Genomic DNA, 19,537 nt, shown 5'->3' on the forward strand with positions numbered 1-19,537 from the left:
CTGCAACCCTGACAAACCGCCCCGTTGGCGCACGGAAAGATTGCGCGCAATACAACCCATTGATAAAATTCGCCAAACTTGAATGGTATGATTTATAACAAGATTTCACGACAGGCCGCAATCCCGCGGCGTCGTGCTATTCATCTCCGCCGGCAAACGGCCTTTTGGGGCAACTGCCCGATTTTCAAGGCAAATGCCCAGCAACTAAATTGCCTGTGGACAAACGTGAGGCGAATCGGCCGACTCAGGCGGCTGCCGCCACCACCCGGTTGCGGCCGGAGCGCTTCGCCTCGTAGAGCGCCGCATCGGCACGCTTCAGCAGGGCATCGGGGCTGTCCCCTGCCGGCAGCGCGCTGGCAAGGCCGAGCGAGGCGGTGACGGGCAGGAAGACATCCGTGCCGGGCACGCGGAACGGTTCCCGCTCGACGATCGCGCGAAGGCGCTCCGCCACGCCCGCCGCCATCTCGGCGGAGGTGTCCGGCATGACCAGAACGAATTCCTCCCCGCCGTAGCGGCAGGCAAGGTCGGCGCCGCGCACGGCCGAGCGCACGCGGTTGGCGAATTCGCGCAGCACGGCGTCGCCCGCATCGTGGCCATAGGTATCGTTGACCAGCTTGAATCGGTCGATATCGGTGATGCAGACCGACAGCGGCCGGCCGCGCGCGGCGGCGCGATCGATCAGGAGCTTCATGTGATTGTCGAGGTAGCGGCGGTTGTGCAGGCCCGTCAGGCCGTCCGTGACGGCCAGCTCGATGGTCTGGCGCACGCTGGCGCGCAGGCGGTCGTTGCAGCGCTTGCGGCGGATCTGGGTGAGGCTGCGGGCGATCAGCTCGTTCGGATCGACCGGCCGCATCAGGTAATCCGTCACGCCGAGATCGAGCGCGCGCACGACCATGTCGTCGTCGCCCTGCTCGGCGATCAGCAGGATCGGCAGGAAGCGCGTGCGCTCCAGCGAGCGAAGCTGCGAGCACAGGCGCAGCGGATCGTAGTCGTCGAAATTGGCGTTGACGATCACCAGTTCGAAATTGCTCTCGGCCGCCTGGAAGAGCGCGGCCTGCGGGTCCGACATGCTGGTGACATCGGCGATCGGCTTCAGCGCGCGCGCGATGCGCTCCTGCGAGCTTGCCCGGCCGTCGACGAGCAGCACGTCGCCCGGCTCGTCGCCCAAGGAATCGTCGAGCCCCTCCTCCATGGAGATGGCGCGGGCGGTGGCCGCGCGCATGCGCAGCTCGTCCGTCAGCGTCTTCAACCGCACGAGGCTTTTCACCCGCGACATGAGCTGCAGGTCGTTGACCGGCTTGGTCAGGAAGTCGTCGGCACCGGCCTTGAGGCCCCGCACCCGGTCGGACGGCTGGTCGAGCGCCGTCACCATGACCACCGGGATATGGGCGGTGCGCGGATTGGCCTTCAGCCGCTCGCAGACCTCGAAACCGTCGATGCCGGGCATCATGATGTCGAGCAGGATGAGGTCGACCTGGGTGCGCTCGCACATGGCCAGCGCGTCGTAGCCATTCCCGGCCGTCAGCACGTCGAAATATTCCGCCAGCAGCCGCGCCTCGAGCAGCTTCACATTGGCCGGAATGTCGTCGACGACGAGAATGCGTGCTGTCATGCCCCAGACCTCCGCCTCAAGCGTCGCCGAGATAGGTTTTGATCGTTTCGATGAATTTCGGAACGGAGATCGGCTTGGAGACATAGGCCTCGCAGCCGCCCTGGCGGATGCGCTCCTCGTCGCCCTTCATCGCAAAGGCCGTGACAGCGATCACCGGGATGACATGGAGCTCGTCGTCCTCCTTCAGCCACTTGGTGACCTCAAGGCCCGAGACCTCCGGAAGCTGGATGTCCATCAGGATCAGGTCCGGGCGATATTTCCGGGCAAGATCAAGGGCTTCCATGCCATTACGGGTCTGGATGGTCGTATAGCCGGACGCCTCGATGAGGTCCCGGAAGAGCTTCATGTTGAGCTCGTTGTCCTCGACAATCATCACCTGCTTGGGCATCGTGCGTCCCTGTTCCTCTCACCGGCCTTGCAACCTTTTGGGAGATCGATACGTTGCGGCAGAGCCGAAATCACCCAGCCTGTCCGCATCAACGTTAGCGTGACTTGGTTGATTAAAAGGTAAATTTCCCGAGGGAAAACGATGAAAAGCCAAAAAGATACACCCGCGGTGGCCGAGGCGGAGGCAACCGCCGTCGCCATCCTCGGCTGGCTTGCCGGCGAACCGGAGCTGCTGTCGCGCTTCCTCGCGCTCACCGGCGTTGCCCCTTCCGAAGTGCGCAATGCCGTCAACGATCCCGGCTTCCTCGCCGGTCTCGTCGGCTTCCTGATGGACCATGAGCCGACGCTTCTCGCCTTCAGCGCGGCGACGGGCGTCACGCCGGAGGCGGTCGTCCATGCCCACGCCATCCTCTCCGGCCCATATGGCGGCGAGGATTTCTGAGCGGGCGCTTCGCCGGGGTCGCCACGCGCTTGCCTGTGCGTCGTCATGCATTCACCTCCGGCGACTATTGAGACTCGTGAATTTAAGCAGTAATGTCGCGATGTTCAATATTTGTTCCATACGATGAGCATCGCCGACTCGCGTTTTCCGGGCTTCTGCCGCGACTGCCTTGCCGGGCAGCCGGCCAATCTGCGCCGCTGCCGTGCCTGCGGCAGCCCCCGCCTCGTCTATCATGACGAGCTCTACGGCCTGACGCTCGCCCATATCGACTGCGACGCCTTCTACGCCGCGATCGAAAAGCGGGACAATCCGGAGCTTGCCGACAAGCCCGTCATCGTCGGCGGCGGCAAGCGCGGCGTCGTCTCCACTGCCTGCTATGTCGCGCGGATCCATGGCGTGCGCTCGGCCATGCCGATGTTCAAGGCGCTGGAGGCCTGCCCGAACGCCGTCGTCATCAGCCCGAACATGGAGAAATACGTCGCCGTGGGCCGGCAGGTGCGCGCGATGATGCAGGACCTGACGCCGCTGGTGCAGCCGCTTTCCATCGACGAGGCCTTTCTGGAGCTCAAGGGCACCGAACGCCTGCACCACGACCCGCCCGCCCGGGTGCTCGCCCGCTTCGCCCAGCGCGTGGAGAAGGAGGTCGGCATCACGATCTCGATCGGCCTTTCCTATTGCAAGTTCCTCGCCAAGGTCGCCTCGGACCTCAACAAGCCGCGCGGCTTTTCCGTCATCGGTGCGGCCGAGGCGCTCGACTTCCTGCGCGAAAAGCCGGTGCGCCTCATCTGGGGCGTCGGCAAGGCCTTCGCCGAGACGCTGGAGCGCGACGGCATCCGCACCGTCGGCCAGTTGCAGACCATGGAGGAAACCGACCTGATGCGCCGCTACGGCGTGATGGGCAAGCGGCTCTTCAACCTCTCCCGCGGGCAGGACGACCGGGAGGTGCACCCGAACGACCCGGCCAAGAGCGTGTCGGCCGAAACCACCTTCTTCGACGATATCGCGGGCTACGACGAGCTGGTGACGCATCTGCGCCGCCTCAGCGAGAAGGTGGCCACGCGCCTGCGCAAATCCGGCATTGCCGGCCATACGGTCGTGCTCAAGCTGAAGACCGCCGATTTCAAGGGCCGCACGCGCAACCGCAAGCTGGAAGACCCGACCATGCTTGCCGACCGCATCTTCCGCACCGGCATCGAACTCCTGCGCAAGGAGATCGATGGCACGAAGTACCGGCTGATCGGCATCGGCGTCAGCGACCTTGCCGATCCCGGCCGCGCCGATCCGCCGGACCTCGTCGATCCCGCCGCCGGCCGCCGCGCCGCCGCCGAAGCCGCGATGAACACGCTGCGCGACAAATTCGGCAAGGCGAGCGTGGAGACCGGCTATACGTTCGGCAAATCCGGCCCGGCTCGTTTTCACGAAAAGTTGACATTCAAGACCGCCGGAAAAATCGACGACCCGACCGAATAAATCCCGGCAAGCCGGCGTTCTGACTGCATCGGGATGGCACAGATCGGGGAAGCGCCGGCAAGCATCAAGCCTTCCTTAAACCGGATGCACTACGCTTCCCGCCGGTTTGTATTGCGTACGGATGGGTCACATGAAGTTTCGCCTCGTTACCGGCATGAGCATGTTGGGCCTGATGCTGAGCTGCGCCACCGCGCTCGGCGGCACGCTCGAAGGTCCGCTCCAGATCATGGTGTCGAAGGACCTGCAGCAATTGAAGGTCTACGATGGCGGCGTGGTGGTCGCCACCTCGCGCGTCTCCACCGGCAAGGCGGGACATTCGACGCCAACCGGCATCTTCTCGATCCTCGAGAAGAAGCGCACGCACTTCTCCAACCTCTACGACAGCGCGCCGATGCCCTTCATGCAGCGGCTGACCTGGTCGGGCATCGCGCTGCACGCCTCCAACAGCGTGCCGTCCTATCCCGCCTCGCACGGCTGCGTGCGCCTGCCGAACGATTTTGCGAAGACGCTGTTCAGCACGACGCGCCGCGGCGGCCACGTCCTCATCACCGACCACGAGGTCGCGCCGCAGCGCATCGTGCATGCCGCGCTGTTCAAGCCCGTCGTCGTCGTGCCGGATACGCCGCTGCTCTCGGATGCGGGCCTGCGCCCCGCCCTCATCGAAGCCGGCGACAGGAGCGTCGAGGTGGCGATGACCGATCCGAAGCCGGATATCGTCACGCCCATCGTGCAGAAGACCGAGCAGGACCCGATCCGCATCCTCATCACCCGCCGCGGCGAGCGCGAGATGCTGATGGACCTGCAGGCCCTCCTCAATTCGCTCGGCCATGACGCCGGTGTGCCGGACGGCCTGCACGGCAAGCAGACCGTGGCCGCCATCCGCGCCTTCCAGCGCGCCGAGGGGCTGACGGAGGACGGCGTGATCGCGCCGGAGCTCATCGCCGCCGTCTATGCCAAGGCCGGCAAGGGGGCGCCGCCGAACGGGCAGATCCTCGTGCGGCAGAAGTTCAAGCCCGTGCTCGAAATGCCGATCGCCATCCGCGATCCGGACATCGCCCTCGGCACGCATTTCCTGCTCGCCCGCGGGGTCGATGCCGACAAGGGCAAGGCGGAATGGTATGGCGTGAGCATGGACAACCAGCTCTCGCAGGCGACGATGAAGCGCCTCGGCATCACCACCGAAGCGGACGCCGCCGCCCCCGACGCGCTGGCCAGGACCCTCGACCGCCTCGACATTCCCGAGGAGATGCGCCTGCGCATTTCCGGCCTGATGGGCGAAGGCGCCTCCCTCTCCATCTCCGACACCGGCCTCGGCCCGGAGACCGGCGACGGCACGGACTTCATCACCGTGACGCGCAAGGTGCAGAAGGCGGATGCCGGGATCGTGCAAGGCGGCAAGAAGACAAAGAAAAAGAAGAAGACGTCATCGATCTCCGTCGTCAACTGACCGGAGACGCCTGACATGACATCAGGGCCGCTCGCTCTTCCGGCGCGGCGGCCCTTTTCGTTCCGTCCCTCGCCGAAACATCGCAGCAGAAATTGCGCACCGCGTCAGGACGGTTTGGCGAGAAGACCCGTCGCAAGCGCCTGGAACACCTCGATCGCCTTCGGCAGGACACCCTTCGGATCGTCGCTCGCCGCGATCCAGAGCGCGGCGTTGAACGCCATGCTGCTGAGGAGCCGGGCGGCGGCCTCGGCATCCACCGGCTTGAGCATTCCTTCGGCAATGAGCTGTTCCACCTTCGCCTGCGTGACCTGCAGGCAGTTGCTCTGGCTCGGCCATCGCGAGGGGTCTCCCAGTACGGCAGGCCCATCGAGCAGGACGATGCGCTGCACCTCGGGGTCGAGGGACATTTCGATATAGGCCGCCCCTTCCGCCAGGAGGCCGCTCCAATCGTCTCCTGCGCAAGCGCCGATCTGCTTGGCGCGCGCGGCCATTTCCGTGTCGATCTGATGCACGACCGCCGCGAGAAGACCCCGCTTGTCGCCAAAAATATTGTAGAGCGCGCCGCGCGTCAGCCCCACATCGGCGGTCAAGTCGTCCATGGAGGCGGCCGCGTATCCCTTCCTGCCGAAGGCCTTGCGCGCCGCGCCGATCAGCTTGATCCGGTTTTCCTCCATCATCGCGATGCGTCGATTCACGCTTTCATCCTCGTTCTTTTCATATACGGCACGTATACGAACTTGACATCGCGGCCCCGAACACCCAATTTCATATACGCAACGTATATGAAATTACGATCATTGTGAAGCATCCTGGCCTCCCCGTTCACCCTTGAAAGAGAGATCAACCATGACTCAGCGCGAAGCGATTTTTCCGGCGGACAGACACGCCCTTTACGACGAGCACGGCTATTCGGCCGCGATCAAATCCGGTGACCTCCTGTTCGTCTCCGGCCAGGTCGGCAGCCGTTCCGACGGCACGCCGGAGCCCGATTTCGAGCAGCAGGTGCGCCTCGCCTTCCGGAACCTCAAAGCAACGCTCGCGGCAGCGGGCTGCACCTTCGACGACATCATCGACGTGACATCCTTCCACACCGATCCCGAAAACCAGTTCGGCACGATCCTGGCCGTCAAGCAGGAGATCTTCGACACGCGCCCCTATCCGAACTGGACCGCGATCGGCGTGAACTGGCTCGCCGGTTTCGACTTCGAGATCAAGGTTGTCGCCCGCGTGCCGGCGGCCGCATAGGCCTCAGACCAGCTCCACCTCCAGCACGCCCGGCGTGGAGCGCATGGCGGCGGCGATTTCCGAGGAGATGCGGAAGCGTTCGCTCAGCTCCACCTCGATTTCCCGCTGGCCGTCGTCCTTGATCACGATGAAGGAGACGAGGCCGTCGCCCTTCGTGTTGAGATGGGCGGCGATGGAGCGCAGAGGGCCGCTGTCGCGCACATAGACGCGCAGCGCCTTCTGGGTCTGCAGCGATTCCTCCTCGAGCGAACGCAACGTCTGGATGCGCAGGCCGATACCCTCCGGCCGCTCCTCCGCCTGCACGGTCATGACCAGCGATTTGCCGGGCTCCAGAAGATCGCGGTACTGGTTCAGCATTTCGGAGAACAGCACCGCCTCGAACTGGCCGGACGAATCGGAAAAGGCGACGATGCCCATCTTGTTGCCGGTGCGCGTCTTGCGCTCCTGCTTCGAGGTGACCGTGCCGGCAAGGCGGCCAGCGGTGGCGCCGCGCTTCACCGCGCCGGAAAAATCGCCGAAGGTCTGCACGCGCATCTTGGAAAGGATCGGCGCATAGGTGTCGAGCGGATGGGCCGACAGGTAGAAGCCGAGCACCTGAAACTCGCGGTGCAGTTTTTCCGAGGCGAGCCAGGGCGTGTAGGAGGGGAGCGTGATGACCTCCGGCCCCGTCGCCGCGCCCATGCCGAAGATATCGCCCTGCCCGCTCGTCTTGTTCTCCTGCGCGCGCTGGGCAGCGCCGAGAAGCCGGTCGAGGCCTGCGATCATCGCGGCGCGGTCATGGCCGAAGCAATCGAAGGCGCCGGCAACGATCAGGCTTTCGAAGACGCGGCGGTTGACGAATTTGGGATCGATGCGCGCGCAGAAATCCTCAAGGCTCTTGAAGGGCGCAGACCCGCGCACATCGACGATATGCTGCACGGCGGCCCCGCCGACACCCTTGATGGCGGCAAGCGCATAATAGATGCGGTTCTCGCCGGTCTCGAAATGGGCGAACGAGGTCTGCACCGACGGCGGGATGACCTCGATGCCGAGGCGGGCGGCATCCTGCCGGAAATCGTTCAGCTTGTCCGTGTTGGACATATCGTAGGTCATCGACGCGGCGAGGAACTCGACCGGGTAATGCGCCTTCAGATAGGCCGTCTGGTAGGAGACGATGGCATAGGCGGCGGCATGCGACTTGTTGAAGCCGTAGTTCGCAAACTTGGCGAGCAGGTCGAAGATCAGGTCGGACTGCGGCTTCGACACGCCGTTCCTGACGGCGCCATCGACGAAGCGGGCGCGCTGCTTGTCCATCTCCTCCTTGATCTTCTTGCCCATGGCGCGGCGCAGAAGGTCGGCCTCGCCGAGCGAATAGCCTGACAGGACCTGGGCGATCTGCATCACCTGTTCCTGGTAGACGATGACGCCCTGCGTCTCCTTCAGGAGGTGGTCGATCATCGGATGGATCGATTCGATCTCCTCCTCGCCATGCTTGCGGGCGTTGTAGACCGGGATGTTTTCCATCGGGCCGGGGCGGTAGAGCGCCACCAGCGCAATGATGTCCTCGATGCAGTCCGGCCGCATGCCGATCAGCGCCTTGCGCATGCCCGCGCTTTCCACCTGGAACACGCCGACCGTCTCGCCGCGCGACAGCATCTCGTAAGTGAGCTGGTCGTCGAGCGGCAGGCTTTCGAGATGCACCTCGATGCCGCGCTTGCGGATGAAGTCGACCGCGGTCTTCAGCACCGTGAGCGTCTTCAGGCCGAGGAAGTCGAACTTGACGAGGCCGGCCTGCTCCACCCATTTCATGTTGAACTGGGTGACCGGCATGTCGGAGCGCGGATCTCGGTACATCGGCACGAGCTGCGAGAGCGGCCGGTCGCCGATCACGATGCCGGCGGCGTGCGTCGAAGCGTGGCGGTAGAGGCCCTCGATCTTCTGGGCGATATCGAGCAGGCGCGCGACGACCGGCTCCTTCTCCGCCTCCTCCTGCAGTTTCGGCTCCTCCTCGATCGCCTTGTAGAGCGGCGTCGGGTTGGCCGGGTTGTTCGGCACCAGCTTGCAGATCTTGTCGACCTGGCCATAGGGCATTTCGAGCACGCGCCCGACGTCGCGCAGCGCCGCGCGCGCCTGCAGCGAACCGAAGGTGATGATCTGCGCCACCTGCTCGCGGCCGTATTTCTGCTGCACGTAGCGGATCACCTCTTCGCGGCGGTCCTGGCAGAAGTCGATGTCGAAGTCCGGCATCGAGACGCGTTCCGGGTTGAGGAAGCGCTCGAAGAGCAGCGAGAATCGCAGCGGATCAACGTCGGTAATCGTCAGCGCGTACGCGACCAGCGAGCCCGCGCCTGAGCCGCGGCCCGGACCGACCGGGATGTTGTGCTGCTTGGCCCATTTGATGAAGTCGGCAACGATCAGGAAGTAGCCGGGGAACTTCATCCGCTCGATGACGCTGAGCTCGAAATCCAGCCGCTCGCGATAATCCTGCTCCGTATAGCCCGGCGTCAGGCCGAGCAGCTTCATGCGGCTTTCGAGGCCCTCCACGGATTGCCGGCGCAACTCCGCCGCCTCCGCCCTCTCGGCCTCCTCCGGATCCGCCGAAGCGCCGGTGAAGCGCGGCAGGATCGGGCCGCGCGTCTTCAGCACGAAGGAGCAGCGCCGCGCGATCTCCACCGTGTTCTCCAAGGCCTCCGGCAGGTCGGCGAAAAGCTTCGCCATGTCCTTTCGGCTCTTGAGGTAGTGGTCCGGCGACAGGCGGAAGCGGTTGTCGTCCGAGACCATCGCATTGTGCGCCACCGCCATCAGCGCGTCGTGTGCATCGTAATCGTCCGGGGCCGGGAAGAACGGCTCGTTGGTCGCCACCAGCGGCACGTCCTCCGCATAGGCAAGCTCCACCATCCGCCGCTCGTGCTGCCTGTCGTAGCGGCCATGCCGCTGCAGCTCGATATAGAGCCGGTCGCCGAAGACCTTCTTCAGTGCCTGAAGCCGTGCCCGCGCCATTGCCGGCTGGCCGGCCAGGAAGGCCATGTCGACCGGACCGCCGCTCGCGCCGGAAAGCGCGATCAGCCCTTCCGCGCCCTCCTCGACCAGCCAGCTATAGGCGATCCGGATCGCCTGGCTGCCCTCGCCGCCGAGATAGGCGCGGCTGACCAGCGCGACGAGCCGGGCGTAACCCGCATCCGTCGCCGCCAGAAGCACGATCGAGGGCAGCTTTGCAAGCTGGGCCTGTCCGCCGCGCCGCTCGCCTTCCCCTTCGTCTTCCATGTCGATCGACAGCTGGCAGCCGATCAGCGGCTGGATTCCCTCGCTAATCGCCTTCTGCGAGAATTCGAGCGCCGCGAACAGGTTGTTCGTGTCGGTGATCGCGATCGCCGGCTGCTGGTCGGAAGTCGCCTTGCCGATGATCTTCTTGATCGGCAGGGCGCCTTCGAGCAGCGAGAAGGCCGAATGCACGCGCAGGTGCACGAATTCCGGCGTCTGTACTATCGTTCCGCCATCGGTCTTCTGCGCTTCGTCCGCCATGTCACCTTCCTTCCGATCAGGACGGAAAGCTTAAGCGGATTCGCCCCCTCCTCGTCCAGCCGGTTCTTGGCGTTGCACCCGCTTTCCACGCATCGGCAGACGACCGGCCGGTGAGGCAAGGCGGACGATCAGATTCCGAAGAGGATGACGGAGAAGCTGGCGACGAACATGGCCATGGAGGTGAATGCAGCAAGATCACGAAGAAAATCGGTCATTGTGGCTCCCTTTCCTTTTATGTTTTCATTTTGTTCTATTCTTGTTCTCATGTCAACCGCTTTCCACAGGGCCTCTGGACCGGCGCGTCCGGGCGCAATAAGGTCGCCTCGGTCAAACGGAGGAAAAAAGATGAAGTCGTTGATTGCCGTCCTTGTGCTTTCAGCCGCCCTGCCCGCCGCGGCGGGGGCTGCGGACTTTCCGGCCGAGCGCATCCTGGCGATGGCGAGCGGCGACTGGAACAAGGACGGCGTGCCGGACCTCGCCATCGTCGCGACGGCGGACGAGGACAGCGGCAACGACAGCGGGCTCTATGTCTATCTCGCCAAACCGGAGGAAGGCCGGCTGACGCTGGCGCTCTCCCTGCCGAACACCGTTTGGGGCAGCCCGCCCATCATGGCCGGCCAGGAGCCGGAGCTGGCGGCGCTTTCCAACGGTTCCTTCACGCTGGTGACGAAGAACGAATCGATCGGCCGGGACCGGTGGCGCCAGACACTGACCATCGCCTACCGCAACTTCGACTTCATCGTCGCGGGCTACACCTTCTCGTCCTACGATACGCTCAACCCGGACGGGGGAAGCGAATGCGACCTCAACGTGCTGACCGGCAAGGGCAAGGCCCTCGGGCAACCGATCAGCGGACAGGCGCAATTCGTGCTGCTGAAGGACTGGAAGGACGGGATTGCCCGCTCGGTCTGCGGGCTGGACAACTAGAGCGCCCGTTCGGACGCAACACCGCCGCGCACTTCCCAGAAGCGCGAAAAAAATGCCGTTGGCGGTCCGGTTCGGGCAGTATGGCGGCCGGTCTCCAGCCGGCCGGCGCGCCCGGCCTCAGGCGAGCTCGTGCACGCGACCGTCCTCGATCGTCACGCGGCGATCCATCAGGCCGGCGAGCTCGTGGTTATGGGTGGCGATCAGTGCGGCAAGGCCCGACTGGCGGGCGAGCGCCTCCAGCGCCTCGAAGACGTAGCCGGCGGTTTCCGGATCGAGGTTGCCGGTCGGCTCGTCGGCGAGCAGCAGGAGCGGCGCATTGGCGACGGCCCGGGCGATGGCGACGCGCTGCTGCTCGCCGCCGGAGAGTTCCGACGGGCGGTGGTCGGCGCGGTGGCCGATGCGCATGTAATCGAGCAGCTGGGCAGCGCGTTCGCGCGCTTCCGCCTTGGAAAGGCCGGAGATGAGCTGCGGCATCATGATGTTTTCCAGCGCGCTGAATTCCGGCAGGAGATGATGGAACTGGTAGACGAAGCCGATCTCGCCGCGCCGGATCGCCGTGCGCTGGTCGTCGGGAAGCGTCGCGCAGGAATGGCCGTTGACGAAGACCTCGCCGGCGTCGGGTTTTTCCAGCAGGCCGGCGATGTGCAGGAGCGTCGACTTGCCGGTGCCCGAGGGCGCGACGAGCGCGACGGTCTCGCCGCTCTTCAGCGTGAAATCGGCCCCTTTGAGGATCGTCAACAGGGTTTCGCCCTGGCCGTAGTGCCGTTCGATGCCCTTGAGTTCCAGAGCGACGCGCGCGTTCATGCGTTCTGTTCCTATTCGTACCGCAGGGCCTGAACCGGATCGAGCTTGGAGGCGCGCCAGGCAGGGAAGATCGTCGCGAGGAAGGAAAGCGCCAGTGCCATGAGGATGACCGAAATCGTCTCGCCGGCATTCATGTCGGCCGGCAGCTGGCTGAGGAAATAGAGTTCCGGGTTGAACAGCGTCGTGCCCGAGATCCAGGAGAAGAACTGGCGGATCGATTCGACGTTGAGGCAGACGATGACGCCGAGCAGCACACCCGCGAAGGTGCCCACCGTGCCGATCGCCGCGCCCGTCATGAAGAAGATGCGCATGATGGCGCCTGATGTGGCGCCCATGGTGCGCAGGATCGCGATGTCGCTGCCCTTGTCCTTCACCAGCATGATGAGGCCGGAGATGATGTTGAGCGCGGCGACGAGCACGATCAGCGTCAGGATCATGAACATGACGTTGCGCTCGACCTGCAGGGCCGAGAAGAAGGTGCGGTTGCGCTGGCGCCAGTCGGTGATGAAGATCTGCCGTTCGGCCGCCGCCTCGATCGGCTGGCGCAGCTGGTCGACATCGTCGGGATTGGCGACGAAGAGCTCGATCGACTGAACGACGCCCTCGGCGTTGAAATAGAGCTGCGCCTCCTCGAGCGGCATGTAGATGATCGACGCGTCGTATTCCGACATGCCGATCTCGAAGATGGCGGAGACCGTGTAGGTCTTCACGCGCGGATTGACGCCGAGCGGCGTCACGTCGCCTTCCGGCGCGACGAGCGTGATCTGGCCGCCGGCGCTGAGGCCGAGCTGCTCGGCCATGCGCGAGCCGATGGCGACGCCGCTGCCGGAGGCGAACCCGACGAGATCGCCTTCCTTGATATTGTCGGAGACGGCCTTCATCTTGGCGAGATCGTCGGCGCGCACGCCGCGCACCAGCGCGCCGGTGCCGGCGCCTGCCGTGCCCGAGGCGAGCGTCTGGCCCTCGACGAGCGGAATGGCCATGGTGACGCCGGGGACCGCGGACAGGCGCTCGGCGAGCTGGGCATAGTTGTTCAGCGGCGTGTCGATCGGCTGGACGATCATGTGGCCGTTGATGCCGAGGATGCGCGAGATCAGCTCGGTGCGGAACCCGTTCATGACGGCCATGACGATGATGAGCGTCGCAACGCCCAGCATGATGCCGATGAAGGAGAAGCCGGCAATCACCGAGATGAAGGCTTCCTTGCGCCGGGAGCGCAGGTAGCGCCAGGCGACCATCCGCTCGAAGGCGGAGAACGGGCGGTTCTTGTTGAAGGCCTGCGCCTCGGTTGCAGATGCACCGCTCGCTGCGTCAGCCATGATTTCCCCCGTTGCCGCCGGCGCCGCTGCGCCGCATCAAATGCCGGACGTCAGGCGGTTGATCGCCGCCTCGATGGTCAGCGTCTCGCGTTCGCCGGTCTTGCGATCCTTGATCTCGACCTCGCCGTTCGCGATGCCGCGCGGACCGGCAATGACCTGCACCGGCGCGCCGATGAGGTCTGCGGTCGCGAATTTCGCGCCGGCGCGCTCGTCCTTGTCGTCGTAGAGCACGTCGACGCCGGCCTTCAGCAGCGCGCCGTAGATCTGCTCGCAGGCCGCGTCGCAGGCGGCATCGCCCGACTTCATGTTGATGACGATCGCCTCAAAGGGCGCGACGGCCTTCGGCCAGATGATGCCGTTCTCGTCATGCGAGGCTTCGATGATGGCCGGCACGAGGCGCGTCGGGCCGATGCCGTAGGAGCCCATATGCACGGTATGCTCCTTGCCATCGGGGCCCTGGACCTTGGCGCCCATGGCTTCGGAATATTTCGTGCCGAAATAGAAGATGTGGCCGACCTCGATGCCCCGGGCCGACAGGCGCTCACCTTCCGGGATCGCCTCGAAGGCGGGCGCGTCGTGCATTTCGGAGGTGGCCGCGTAGCGCGAGGTCCACTTGTCGAAGATCGCCTTCAGGCCGGCGACGTCCTCGAAGTTGGTGTCTTCCGCCGGAATGTCGAAATTCAGGAAATCCGTGTGGCAGAAGACTTCCGATTCGCCCGTATCGGCGAGGATGATGAATTCGTGGCTGAGATCGCCGCCGATCGGGCCGGTGTCGGCGCGCATCGGAATGGCGCGCAGGCCCATGCGCGAGAAGGTGCGCAGATACGCCGCGAACATGCGGTTGTAGGCGTGCACGGCGCCCTCGCGGTCGAGGTCGAAGGAATAGGCGTCCTTCATCAGGAATTCGCGCGAGCGCATGGTGCCGAAGCGCGGGCGGATCTCGTCGCGGAACTTCAACTGGATATGGTAGAGATTGAGCGGCAGGTCCTTGTAGGACTTCACGAACGAGCGGAAGACGTCCGTGATCATCTCCTCGTTGGTCGGGCCGTAGAGCATCGGGCGCTCCTGGCGGTCCTTGATGCGCAGCATCTCCTTGCCATAGGCATCATAGCGGCCGCTTTCCTGCCAGAGCTCGGCCGATTGCAGCGTCGGCATCAGAAGCTCGACGGCGCCGGAGCGGTTCTGCTCCTCGCGGATGATGGCGTTCACCTTGTCGAGAACCCGCTTGCCGAGCGGCAGCCAGGTATAGATGCCCTGGGACTGCTGCTTGATCATGCCCGCACGCAGCATGAGCCGGTGGGAGACGATCTCGGCCTCCTTGGGATTTTCCTTGAGGATGGGCAGGAAGAAGCGGGAAAGGCGCATATCGGGTTCCGGAGTGACTGATCCGCCCTATTTCGGGAATCGGGCAAAATGACGTTGATTTTGATGCGTTCATAAACGCTTCGCCACCGGAAGGGAACCCGGCAGCCCGCAGCGGAGCGCCGAGTCGGCGCACTGTCCACCGCCCGGATGGCCTCGCCAAATGTGGCAGAAAAATGGGGCCGCCAATAACGGAAATTGCGCAGGCTTTGTCAATGGAAAAATTTTATTCCAGTGTAACAAAAATGCAAAAAAACCGGATGACAACGCCTAACGTTTGGGCTAGTTTCAGGCCACAAAACAGGCAAGAAGTGCAAATTCCTGCCAATTTCGCGGTCAAGTCTTGGGAGGATCAGATCTTTGGCGCGCGTAGACGCTGCCACCGCACAACGGATAAAGATCACGCGATACCTGCAAAACAAGGCTTTCAGCCTTGTTTTTTTTTGCCTTTTGCAGGAGCAGCCTCCCCGAGACCGATTTGCCTGAAAAGTCCATGCGGCAAAGGCGCACACCGGCCGCTCCCGCGACACTCCGCCTCACGTAGGGTGAAGCCAATCCGCCGGAATGCGCCTTTCCCGGAGGCAACGGAGCGTTCGGCCCGCCTCTTTCACGTGCATTCGCCTCGATGATCAAGGAAAGACTTTCCGGAGCGGCCCGGAACGGTTGGAATGGCTTGCTCTCGGCCTCAAGTGGCCGTTAACCTTTTGGGCAGCCGCTCAGTTGAAATCGGGCATGAACTGCGGGATGGAATCGATGCCATAGCCGAGGCGCACCGACAGGACGTACCAGATGCCGTAGATGATGGCGGAGATGAGCGTCGTCATGAGCACGACACGTCCGCCGCGGAAGCGCGCAGGCGCGCTCTCCACGGTGCCGGGCACCACCTCCTCCGCCTCGGCCTGCGTCTTCAACCCGAAGGGAAGCACGGCGAACAGCGTCATCCACCAGACGATGAAATAGACGGCGAAATAAGAGAAGATCTGCATGGACGGCCCTCGTGCGACAGCCGGTCTTGTACGCCTGTCGCGGATGAAGTTCAAACGGCGCGAAGGCGGCGTGCTGTCACACCCCTGCCGCCCGCCCCTCATCCCGCCGGTAGGACGAAGGGCTTTCGCGCATCCCGTCAGACCTTCGTCAGGAACACGGTGACGACGGGCTTCTTGCCCCAGATCTCGTTGGCGGTGGAGCGCACGGCGCGGCGCACGGCCTCGCGCACCATCTCCAGGTCCTTGCGGCGCGCGCGCGGGATGCTCTCGACGGCACCGAGCACGGCGTCATAGAGCGTATCGCCCATGTCCTCGCCCTCGTCGTCGAACTGCGGCAGGCCGAAGGGCTCCACTTCGGGATCGCCCATGAAATCATAGCGGCTGTCGAGCAGGACGCTGACGGCGACATGGCCGACGAAGGCGAGCTTGCGGCGGTCGCCGATGCCCATCTCGTCATAGTCGCCGATAAGGTTGCCATCCTTGAAGATGCGGCCGAAGGGGGCGTGGTCGACGACCTCCGGCTCGCCGGGAGCGAGCTTCAGGATATCGCCGTTGCGCACGCGCGGCACCGCGGCGATGCCGGACTGTTCGGCAAGCTCGGCATGGGCGGTGAGATGCACCGCCTCGCCATGGACGGGCACGACCATCTTCGGGCGCGTCCAGCCGTACATCTGCTGCAATTCGTGGCGGCGCGGGTGGCCGGAAACGTGCACCAGCGCCTCGCTGTCGGTGATGACGTTGATGCCCTGCTCGACCAGGCCATTCTTGATATCGTTGATCGCCTTCTCGTTGCCCGGGATGGCGCGCGAGGAGAAGATGATCGTGTCGCCGTCGGTGAAGGCGACGTTGCGCATCTCGTCGCGGGCGATCTTGGCGAGGGCCGCGCGCGGCTCGCCCTGGCTGCCGGTCAGGATGACGACGACCTTGTCGCGCGGGATATAGCCGAACTCGTCCTCGGCGATGAAGGGTTTCAGGCCCTCCATCAGGCCGATGTCGCGCGCCACCTCGGTGACGCGCTTCATCGAGCTGCCGAGCAGCAGCACCTCGCGCCCGGCGGCCTCGGCGGCCTGGGCAATGGAGCGGATACGGCCGACATTGGAGGAGAAGGTGGTGATGCCCACCCGGCCCTCGGCGGCCTCGATGATCTTCGTCAGGCTCTCCGACACCTCGCGCTCTGAGGGCGAGACGCCGTCGCGTACCGCATTGGTGCTGTCGCAGATCAGCGCCAGCACGCCCTCGTCGCCGAGCTTGCGGAAGCGGGTCTCGTCGGTCAGCGGCCCGAGCGACGGATCGAGGTCGATCTTCCAGTCGCCGGTGTGGATGACCGTGCCGAGCGGCGTCTTGATCGCCAGCGACATCGGCTCGGGAATGGAGTGGTTGACGCCGATCGCCTCGATCTCGAACGGGCCGACATTGATGCGGTCGCCCTGCTTGAAGATCGTCACCGGGATCTCGGTGCGGCTCTTCTCGTAGTCGCGCTTGGCCTCCAGCATGCCGGCGGTGAAGGGCGAGGCATAGACCGGCACGTTGAGGCCGGGCCATAGCTCGTTCAGCGCACCGTAATGGTCCTCGTGCGCATGGGTGATGATGATGCCCTTGAGGTTCTTGCGCTCCTCGGCGAGGAAGCGGATATCGGGCAGCACGAGATCGACCCCCGGCAGGTCCGGCCCCGGGAAGGTGACGCCGCAATCGACCATGATCCACTGGCGGTTCTTCCTCGGGCCGTAGCCGTAGAGCGCCAGGTTCATGCCGATTTCGCCGACGCCGCCAAGCGGCAGGAATACCAGTTCGTCTTCTTTTGCCATCGGCTTTTAAAATTCCTATCCAAAAAACACGTCGCCGGCCGCGATCAACCGCGTGCCGCCGTCATCCGTCTCCAGTTTCAGGAGACCTGTATCATCTATTCCGGAAAAGCGCCCGGAAATAGAACGGTCGGGCAGATTGACCGTGATGTTTTCCCCGATGCCGCCGGCCACCCGTTTCCAGCGCTCCATGATGGCCGAAATCCCGCGTCCGCCGTCCCAAAGCGACAGCGTTTCCGCCATCGACTGGAAGAGATAGGCGAACAATTCCTCGGGAGAAGCGGCCGCACCGAAATCACGCAGCGTTGCGACGGGATAGAGCCCGGCGTCGGGCGCCACGGCGACATTGATGCCGATGCCGATGACCAGCCCATGGCGCCCGTCGGGAAGCGTCTCGCCCTCGATCAGGATGCCGCAGACCTTGCGGCGGTCGACGAGGATGTCGTTCGGCCACTTGATCAGCACGTCGGGCGCATCGGGCGGCATGATGCGGCTCACCGCATCCTGCACCGCGACCGCGACGGCGAGCGGCAGGGAGCCGAGCCGGTCCATCGGCGCCGGATCGATCAGGAGCAGCGAGGCGTAGAGGTTGCCGGGTTCGGAAAACCAGGCGCGCCCGCGCCGGCCGCGGCCGCCCGTCTGCCGCTCCGCCGTGATCCAGAGACCCGAAAGCGCGCCCTTTCGGGCGCGCTCCAGGCATTCCGTATTGGTCGAGCCCACGTCGGCGAGCGCCTCGTGCCGGAAGTCGTCGAGCGACAACCGGCGGTGCGTGCCGGACCCGCTCAAAAGAAGGTCCGGGCGGCGGCTTCGGCCGCTGCGCCGATCGGCCCGCCGATCAGCACGTAACCGACGACGAACAGGCCGGAGAGACCGAAGACCAGCTTCAGTTCGCCGGCCGTGCGGGCGAACTCACCCGTCGGCTCGTCGAACCACATCACCTTGATGATGCGCAGGTAGTAGTAGGCGCCGACGACCGAGGCGAGCACGCCGATGATGGCGAGCGCATAGAGATGCGCCTCGATGGCCGCCATGAACACGAAGTACTTGGCGAAGAAGCCCGCCATCGGCGGGATGCCGGCGAGCGAGAACATCAGGATCGTCAGCACGGTCGCCATGAACGGATTGGTCGAGGAGAGGCCGGCAAGGTCGTTGATGTCCTCGACATTGCCGCCTTCCTTGCGGCGCATGGCGAGGATGATGGCGAAGGTGCCGAGCGTCATGACCATGTAGATGAGCATATAGAGCGCGACGCCGCGCACGCCCGCCATGGAGCCGGCGGCAAGGCCGACCAGCGCATAGCCCATATGGCCGATCGAGGAATAGGCCATCAGGCGCTTGATGTTGCGCTGGCCGATGGCGGCGAAGGCGCCGAGCAGCATGGAGGCGATCGCGATGAAGACGATGACCTGCTGCCAGTCGGCGACGACCGGCTCGAAGGCATCGATGACGATACGCACCAGCATGGCCATGGCGGCGACCTTCGGGGCGGCGGCGAAGAAGGCCGTTACCGGGGTCGGCGCACCCTCATAGACGTCCGGCGTCCACATGTGGAACGGCACGGCCGAGATCTTGAAGGCAAGGCCGGCAAGGATGAAGACCAGGCCGAAGACGAGGCCGAGCGAGCGGCCTTCGGCCGTCAGCGCCGCGGCGATCTCCTGGAAGCCGATATGGCCGGTGAAGCCGTAGACCAGCGACATGCCGTAGAGCAGCATGCCCGAGGACAGCGCGCCGAGCACGAAATATTTGAGGCCCGCTTCCGTCGAGCGCAGGCTGTCGCGGTTGATCGCGGCGACGACGTAGAGCGCCAGCGACTGGAGCTCCAGCGCGAGGTAGAGCGACAGAAGGCTGTTGGCGGAGATCATCAGCAGCATGCCGAGCGTCGACAGCACGATGAGGACCGGGAATTCGAAGCGGTCGAGCTGCTCCGAGCGGGCGTGGCCGACGGTCATCACCATGGCGGTGATCGAGCCGATCAGCGCCAGCACCTTCATGAACTTGGCGAAGGGATCGGAGACGAAGGCGCCGCCATAGGCCTGGCCCTCGCCCGTGGCGAGCACGAGCCAGAGGCCGGAGATGATGAGCAGCGCGACGGCAAGCCCCGTGACGGTCGTGCCCGAGCGTTCGCCGGAAAACACGCCGACCATCAAAAGGGCCAGGGCGCCGACGGCAAGAATGATCTCGGGGGTCGAGAGTTGAAGGCTGGCAAGGATCGTATCAGCGGTCATGTCTTCGA

The 19,537-nt window shown here is 64.6% G+C and carries 16 protein-coding genes; 5 read left to right on the forward strand and 11 right to left on the reverse strand.

From position 1 onward, the window contains the following. Window positions 1–244: 244 nt before the first annotated feature. A complete protein-coding gene (locus MUU56_RS02895) occupies window positions 245–1,612 on the reverse strand; it encodes a PleD family two-component system response regulator (RefSeq protein ID WP_244765807.1) in 1,368 nt (455 codons plus the stop codon). Between the two features lie 16 nt (window positions 1,613–1,628). Then, window positions 1,629–2,000, reverse strand: a complete 372-nt coding sequence (locus tag MUU56_RS02900) for a response regulator (RefSeq protein ID WP_010065708.1) — start codon at window positions 1,998–2,000, stop codon at window positions 1,629–1,631. Between the two features lie 141 nt (window positions 2,001–2,141). Between MUU56_RS02900 and MUU56_RS02905 the strand changes: the two genes are divergently transcribed. The 3 genes from MUU56_RS02905 to MUU56_RS02915 all read left to right on the forward strand — a co-directional run bounded on the left by MUU56_RS02905 (window position 2,142) and on the right by MUU56_RS02915 (window position 5,358). Further along, complete coding sequence (locus tag MUU56_RS02905; RefSeq protein ID WP_244765808.1) at window positions 2,142–2,441, forward strand: DUF3572 domain-containing protein; 300 nt, start codon at window positions 2,142–2,144, stop codon at window positions 2,439–2,441. 123 nt (window positions 2,442–2,564) lie between these two features. Then, on the forward strand, window positions 2,565–3,911 hold the full coding sequence (locus MUU56_RS02910) for a DNA polymerase IV (RefSeq protein ID WP_244765809.1): 1,347 nt from the start codon (window positions 2,565–2,567) through the stop codon (window positions 3,909–3,911). Between the two features lie 130 nt (window positions 3,912–4,041). Beyond that, window positions 4,042–5,358 (forward strand): L,D-transpeptidase family protein, encoded by a 1,317-nt coding sequence (locus MUU56_RS02915; protein WP_244765810.1) that lies wholly within the window; start codon window positions 4,042–4,044, stop codon window positions 5,356–5,358. 104 nt (window positions 5,359–5,462) lie between these two features. Here MUU56_RS02915 and MUU56_RS02920 read toward each other — a convergent pair whose 3' ends face one another. Next, window positions 5,463–6,032: a TetR/AcrR family transcriptional regulator gene (locus MUU56_RS02920; protein WP_244766003.1), complete on the reverse strand. Its 570-nt coding sequence runs from the start codon at window positions 6,030–6,032 to the stop codon at window positions 5,463–5,465. Between the two features lie 172 nt (window positions 6,033–6,204). Between MUU56_RS02920 and MUU56_RS02925 the strand changes: the two genes are divergently transcribed. Further along, entirely contained in the window at window positions 6,205–6,603 is a 399-nt protein-coding gene (locus MUU56_RS02925) for a RidA family protein (RefSeq protein WP_244765811.1), read from the forward strand. 3 nt (window positions 6,604–6,606) lie between these two features. Here MUU56_RS02925 and dnaE read toward each other — a convergent pair whose 3' ends face one another. Beyond that, window positions 6,607–10,104: a DNA polymerase III subunit alpha gene (dnaE, locus tag MUU56_RS02930; RefSeq protein WP_244765812.1), complete on the reverse strand. Its 3,498-nt coding sequence runs from the start codon at window positions 10,102–10,104 to the stop codon at window positions 6,607–6,609. A gap of 345 nt (window positions 10,105–10,449) precedes the next feature. Between dnaE and MUU56_RS02935 the strand changes: the two genes are divergently transcribed. Next, window positions 10,450–11,031 carry a hypothetical protein gene (locus MUU56_RS02935; RefSeq protein ID WP_244765813.1) on the forward strand — a complete coding sequence of 194 codons (582 nt, stop codon included), beginning with the start codon at window positions 10,450–10,452 and terminating at the stop codon, window positions 11,029–11,031. Between the two features lie 117 nt (window positions 11,032–11,148). On the opposite strand, the gene MUU56_RS02940 is transcribed toward MUU56_RS02935, so the two are convergent. The 7 genes from MUU56_RS02940 to nuoN form a co-directional block, all read right to left on the reverse strand. Beyond that, entirely contained in the window at window positions 11,149–11,835 is a 687-nt protein-coding gene (locus MUU56_RS02940) for an ABC transporter ATP-binding protein (protein ID WP_244765814.1), read from the reverse strand. Window positions 11,836–11,846: 11 nt separating this feature from the next. Beyond that, window positions 11,847–13,154, reverse strand: coding sequence for a lipoprotein-releasing ABC transporter permease subunit (locus tag MUU56_RS02945; RefSeq protein ID WP_244765815.1), 1,308 nt, complete (start codon window positions 13,152–13,154; stop codon window positions 11,847–11,849). Between the two features lie 36 nt (window positions 13,155–13,190). Then, window positions 13,191–14,519 (reverse strand): proline--tRNA ligase, encoded by a 1,329-nt coding sequence (gene proS / locus MUU56_RS02950; RefSeq protein ID WP_244765816.1) that lies wholly within the window; start codon window positions 14,517–14,519, stop codon window positions 13,191–13,193. A 713-nt stretch (window positions 14,520–15,232) separates the two neighbouring features. Continuing rightward, on the reverse strand, window positions 15,233–15,502 hold the full coding sequence (locus MUU56_RS02955) for a DUF1467 family protein (protein ID WP_244765817.1): 270 nt from the start codon (window positions 15,500–15,502) through the stop codon (window positions 15,233–15,235). Window positions 15,503–15,639: 137 nt separating this feature from the next. Beyond that, window positions 15,640–17,307, reverse strand: coding sequence for a ribonuclease J (locus MUU56_RS02960; protein WP_244765818.1), 1,668 nt, complete (start codon window positions 17,305–17,307; stop codon window positions 15,640–15,642). Window positions 17,308–17,322: 15 nt separating this feature from the next. Beyond that, the gene (locus tag MUU56_RS02965; protein WP_244765819.1) at window positions 17,323–18,090 is read right to left on the reverse strand and encodes a biotin--[acetyl-CoA-carboxylase] ligase; all 768 of its coding nucleotides are present in this window, start codon (window positions 18,088–18,090) and stop codon (window positions 17,323–17,325) included. Further along, the gene (gene nuoN, locus MUU56_RS02970) at window positions 18,087–19,529 is read right to left on the reverse strand and encodes an NADH-quinone oxidoreductase subunit NuoN (protein WP_244765820.1); all 1,443 of its coding nucleotides are present in this window, start codon (window positions 19,527–19,529) and stop codon (window positions 18,087–18,089) included. Before nuoN ends, MUU56_RS02965 begins: the two co-directional genes overlap by 4 nt. Window positions 19,530–19,537: the final 8 nt, after the last annotated feature.

The sequence above is a fragment of the Shinella yambaruensis genome (assembly GCF_022899355.1).
Classification (GTDB): Bacteria; Pseudomonadota; Alphaproteobacteria; order Rhizobiales; family Rhizobiaceae; genus Shinella; species Shinella yambaruensis.

Coding starts and splice junctions, on each gene's coding strand:
- MUU56_RS02895 (WP_244765807.1), bottom strand. CDS start 1,612: ATGACAGCACGCATTCTCGTCGTCGACGACATTCCGGCCAATGTGAAG.
- MUU56_RS02900 (WP_010065708.1), bottom strand. CDS start 2,000: ATGCCCAAGCAGGTGATGATTGTCGAGGACAACGAGCTCAACATGAAG.
- MUU56_RS02905 (WP_244765808.1), top strand. CDS start 2,142: ATGAAAAGCCAAAAAGATACACCCGCGGTGGCCGAGGCGGAGGCAACC.
- MUU56_RS02910 (WP_244765809.1), top strand. CDS start 2,565: ATGAGCATCGCCGACTCGCGTTTTCCGGGCTTCTGCCGCGACTGCCTT.
- MUU56_RS02915 (WP_244765810.1), top strand. CDS start 4,042: ATGAAGTTTCGCCTCGTTACCGGCATGAGCATGTTGGGCCTGATGCTG.
- MUU56_RS02920 (WP_244766003.1), bottom strand. CDS start 6,032: ATGGAGGAAAACCGGATCAAGCTGATCGGCGCGGCGCGCAAGGCCTTC.
- MUU56_RS02925 (WP_244765811.1), top strand. CDS start 6,205: ATGACTCAGCGCGAAGCGATTTTTCCGGCGGACAGACACGCCCTTTAC.
- dnaE (WP_244765812.1), bottom strand. CDS start 10,104: ATGGCGGACGAAGCGCAGAAGACCGATGGCGGAACGATAGTACAGACG.
- MUU56_RS02935 (WP_244765813.1), top strand. CDS start 10,450: ATGAAGTCGTTGATTGCCGTCCTTGTGCTTTCAGCCGCCCTGCCCGCC.
- MUU56_RS02940 (WP_244765814.1), bottom strand. CDS start 11,835: ATGAACGCGCGCGTCGCTCTGGAACTCAAGGGCATCGAACGGCACTAC.
- MUU56_RS02945 (WP_244765815.1), bottom strand. CDS start 13,154: ATGGCTGACGCAGCGAGCGGTGCATCTGCAACCGAGGCGCAGGCCTTC.
- proS (WP_244765816.1), bottom strand. CDS start 14,519: ATGCGCCTTTCCCGCTTCTTCCTGCCCATCCTCAAGGAAAATCCCAAG.
- MUU56_RS02955 (WP_244765817.1), bottom strand. CDS start 15,502: ATGCAGATCTTCTCTTATTTCGCCGTCTATTTCATCGTCTGGTGGATG.
- MUU56_RS02960 (WP_244765818.1), bottom strand. CDS start 17,307: ATGGCAAAAGAAGACGAACTGGTATTCCTGCCGCTTGGCGGCGTCGGC.
- nuoN (WP_244765820.1), bottom strand. CDS start 19,529: ATGACCGCTGATACGATCCTTGCCAGCCTTCAACTCTCGACCCCCGAG.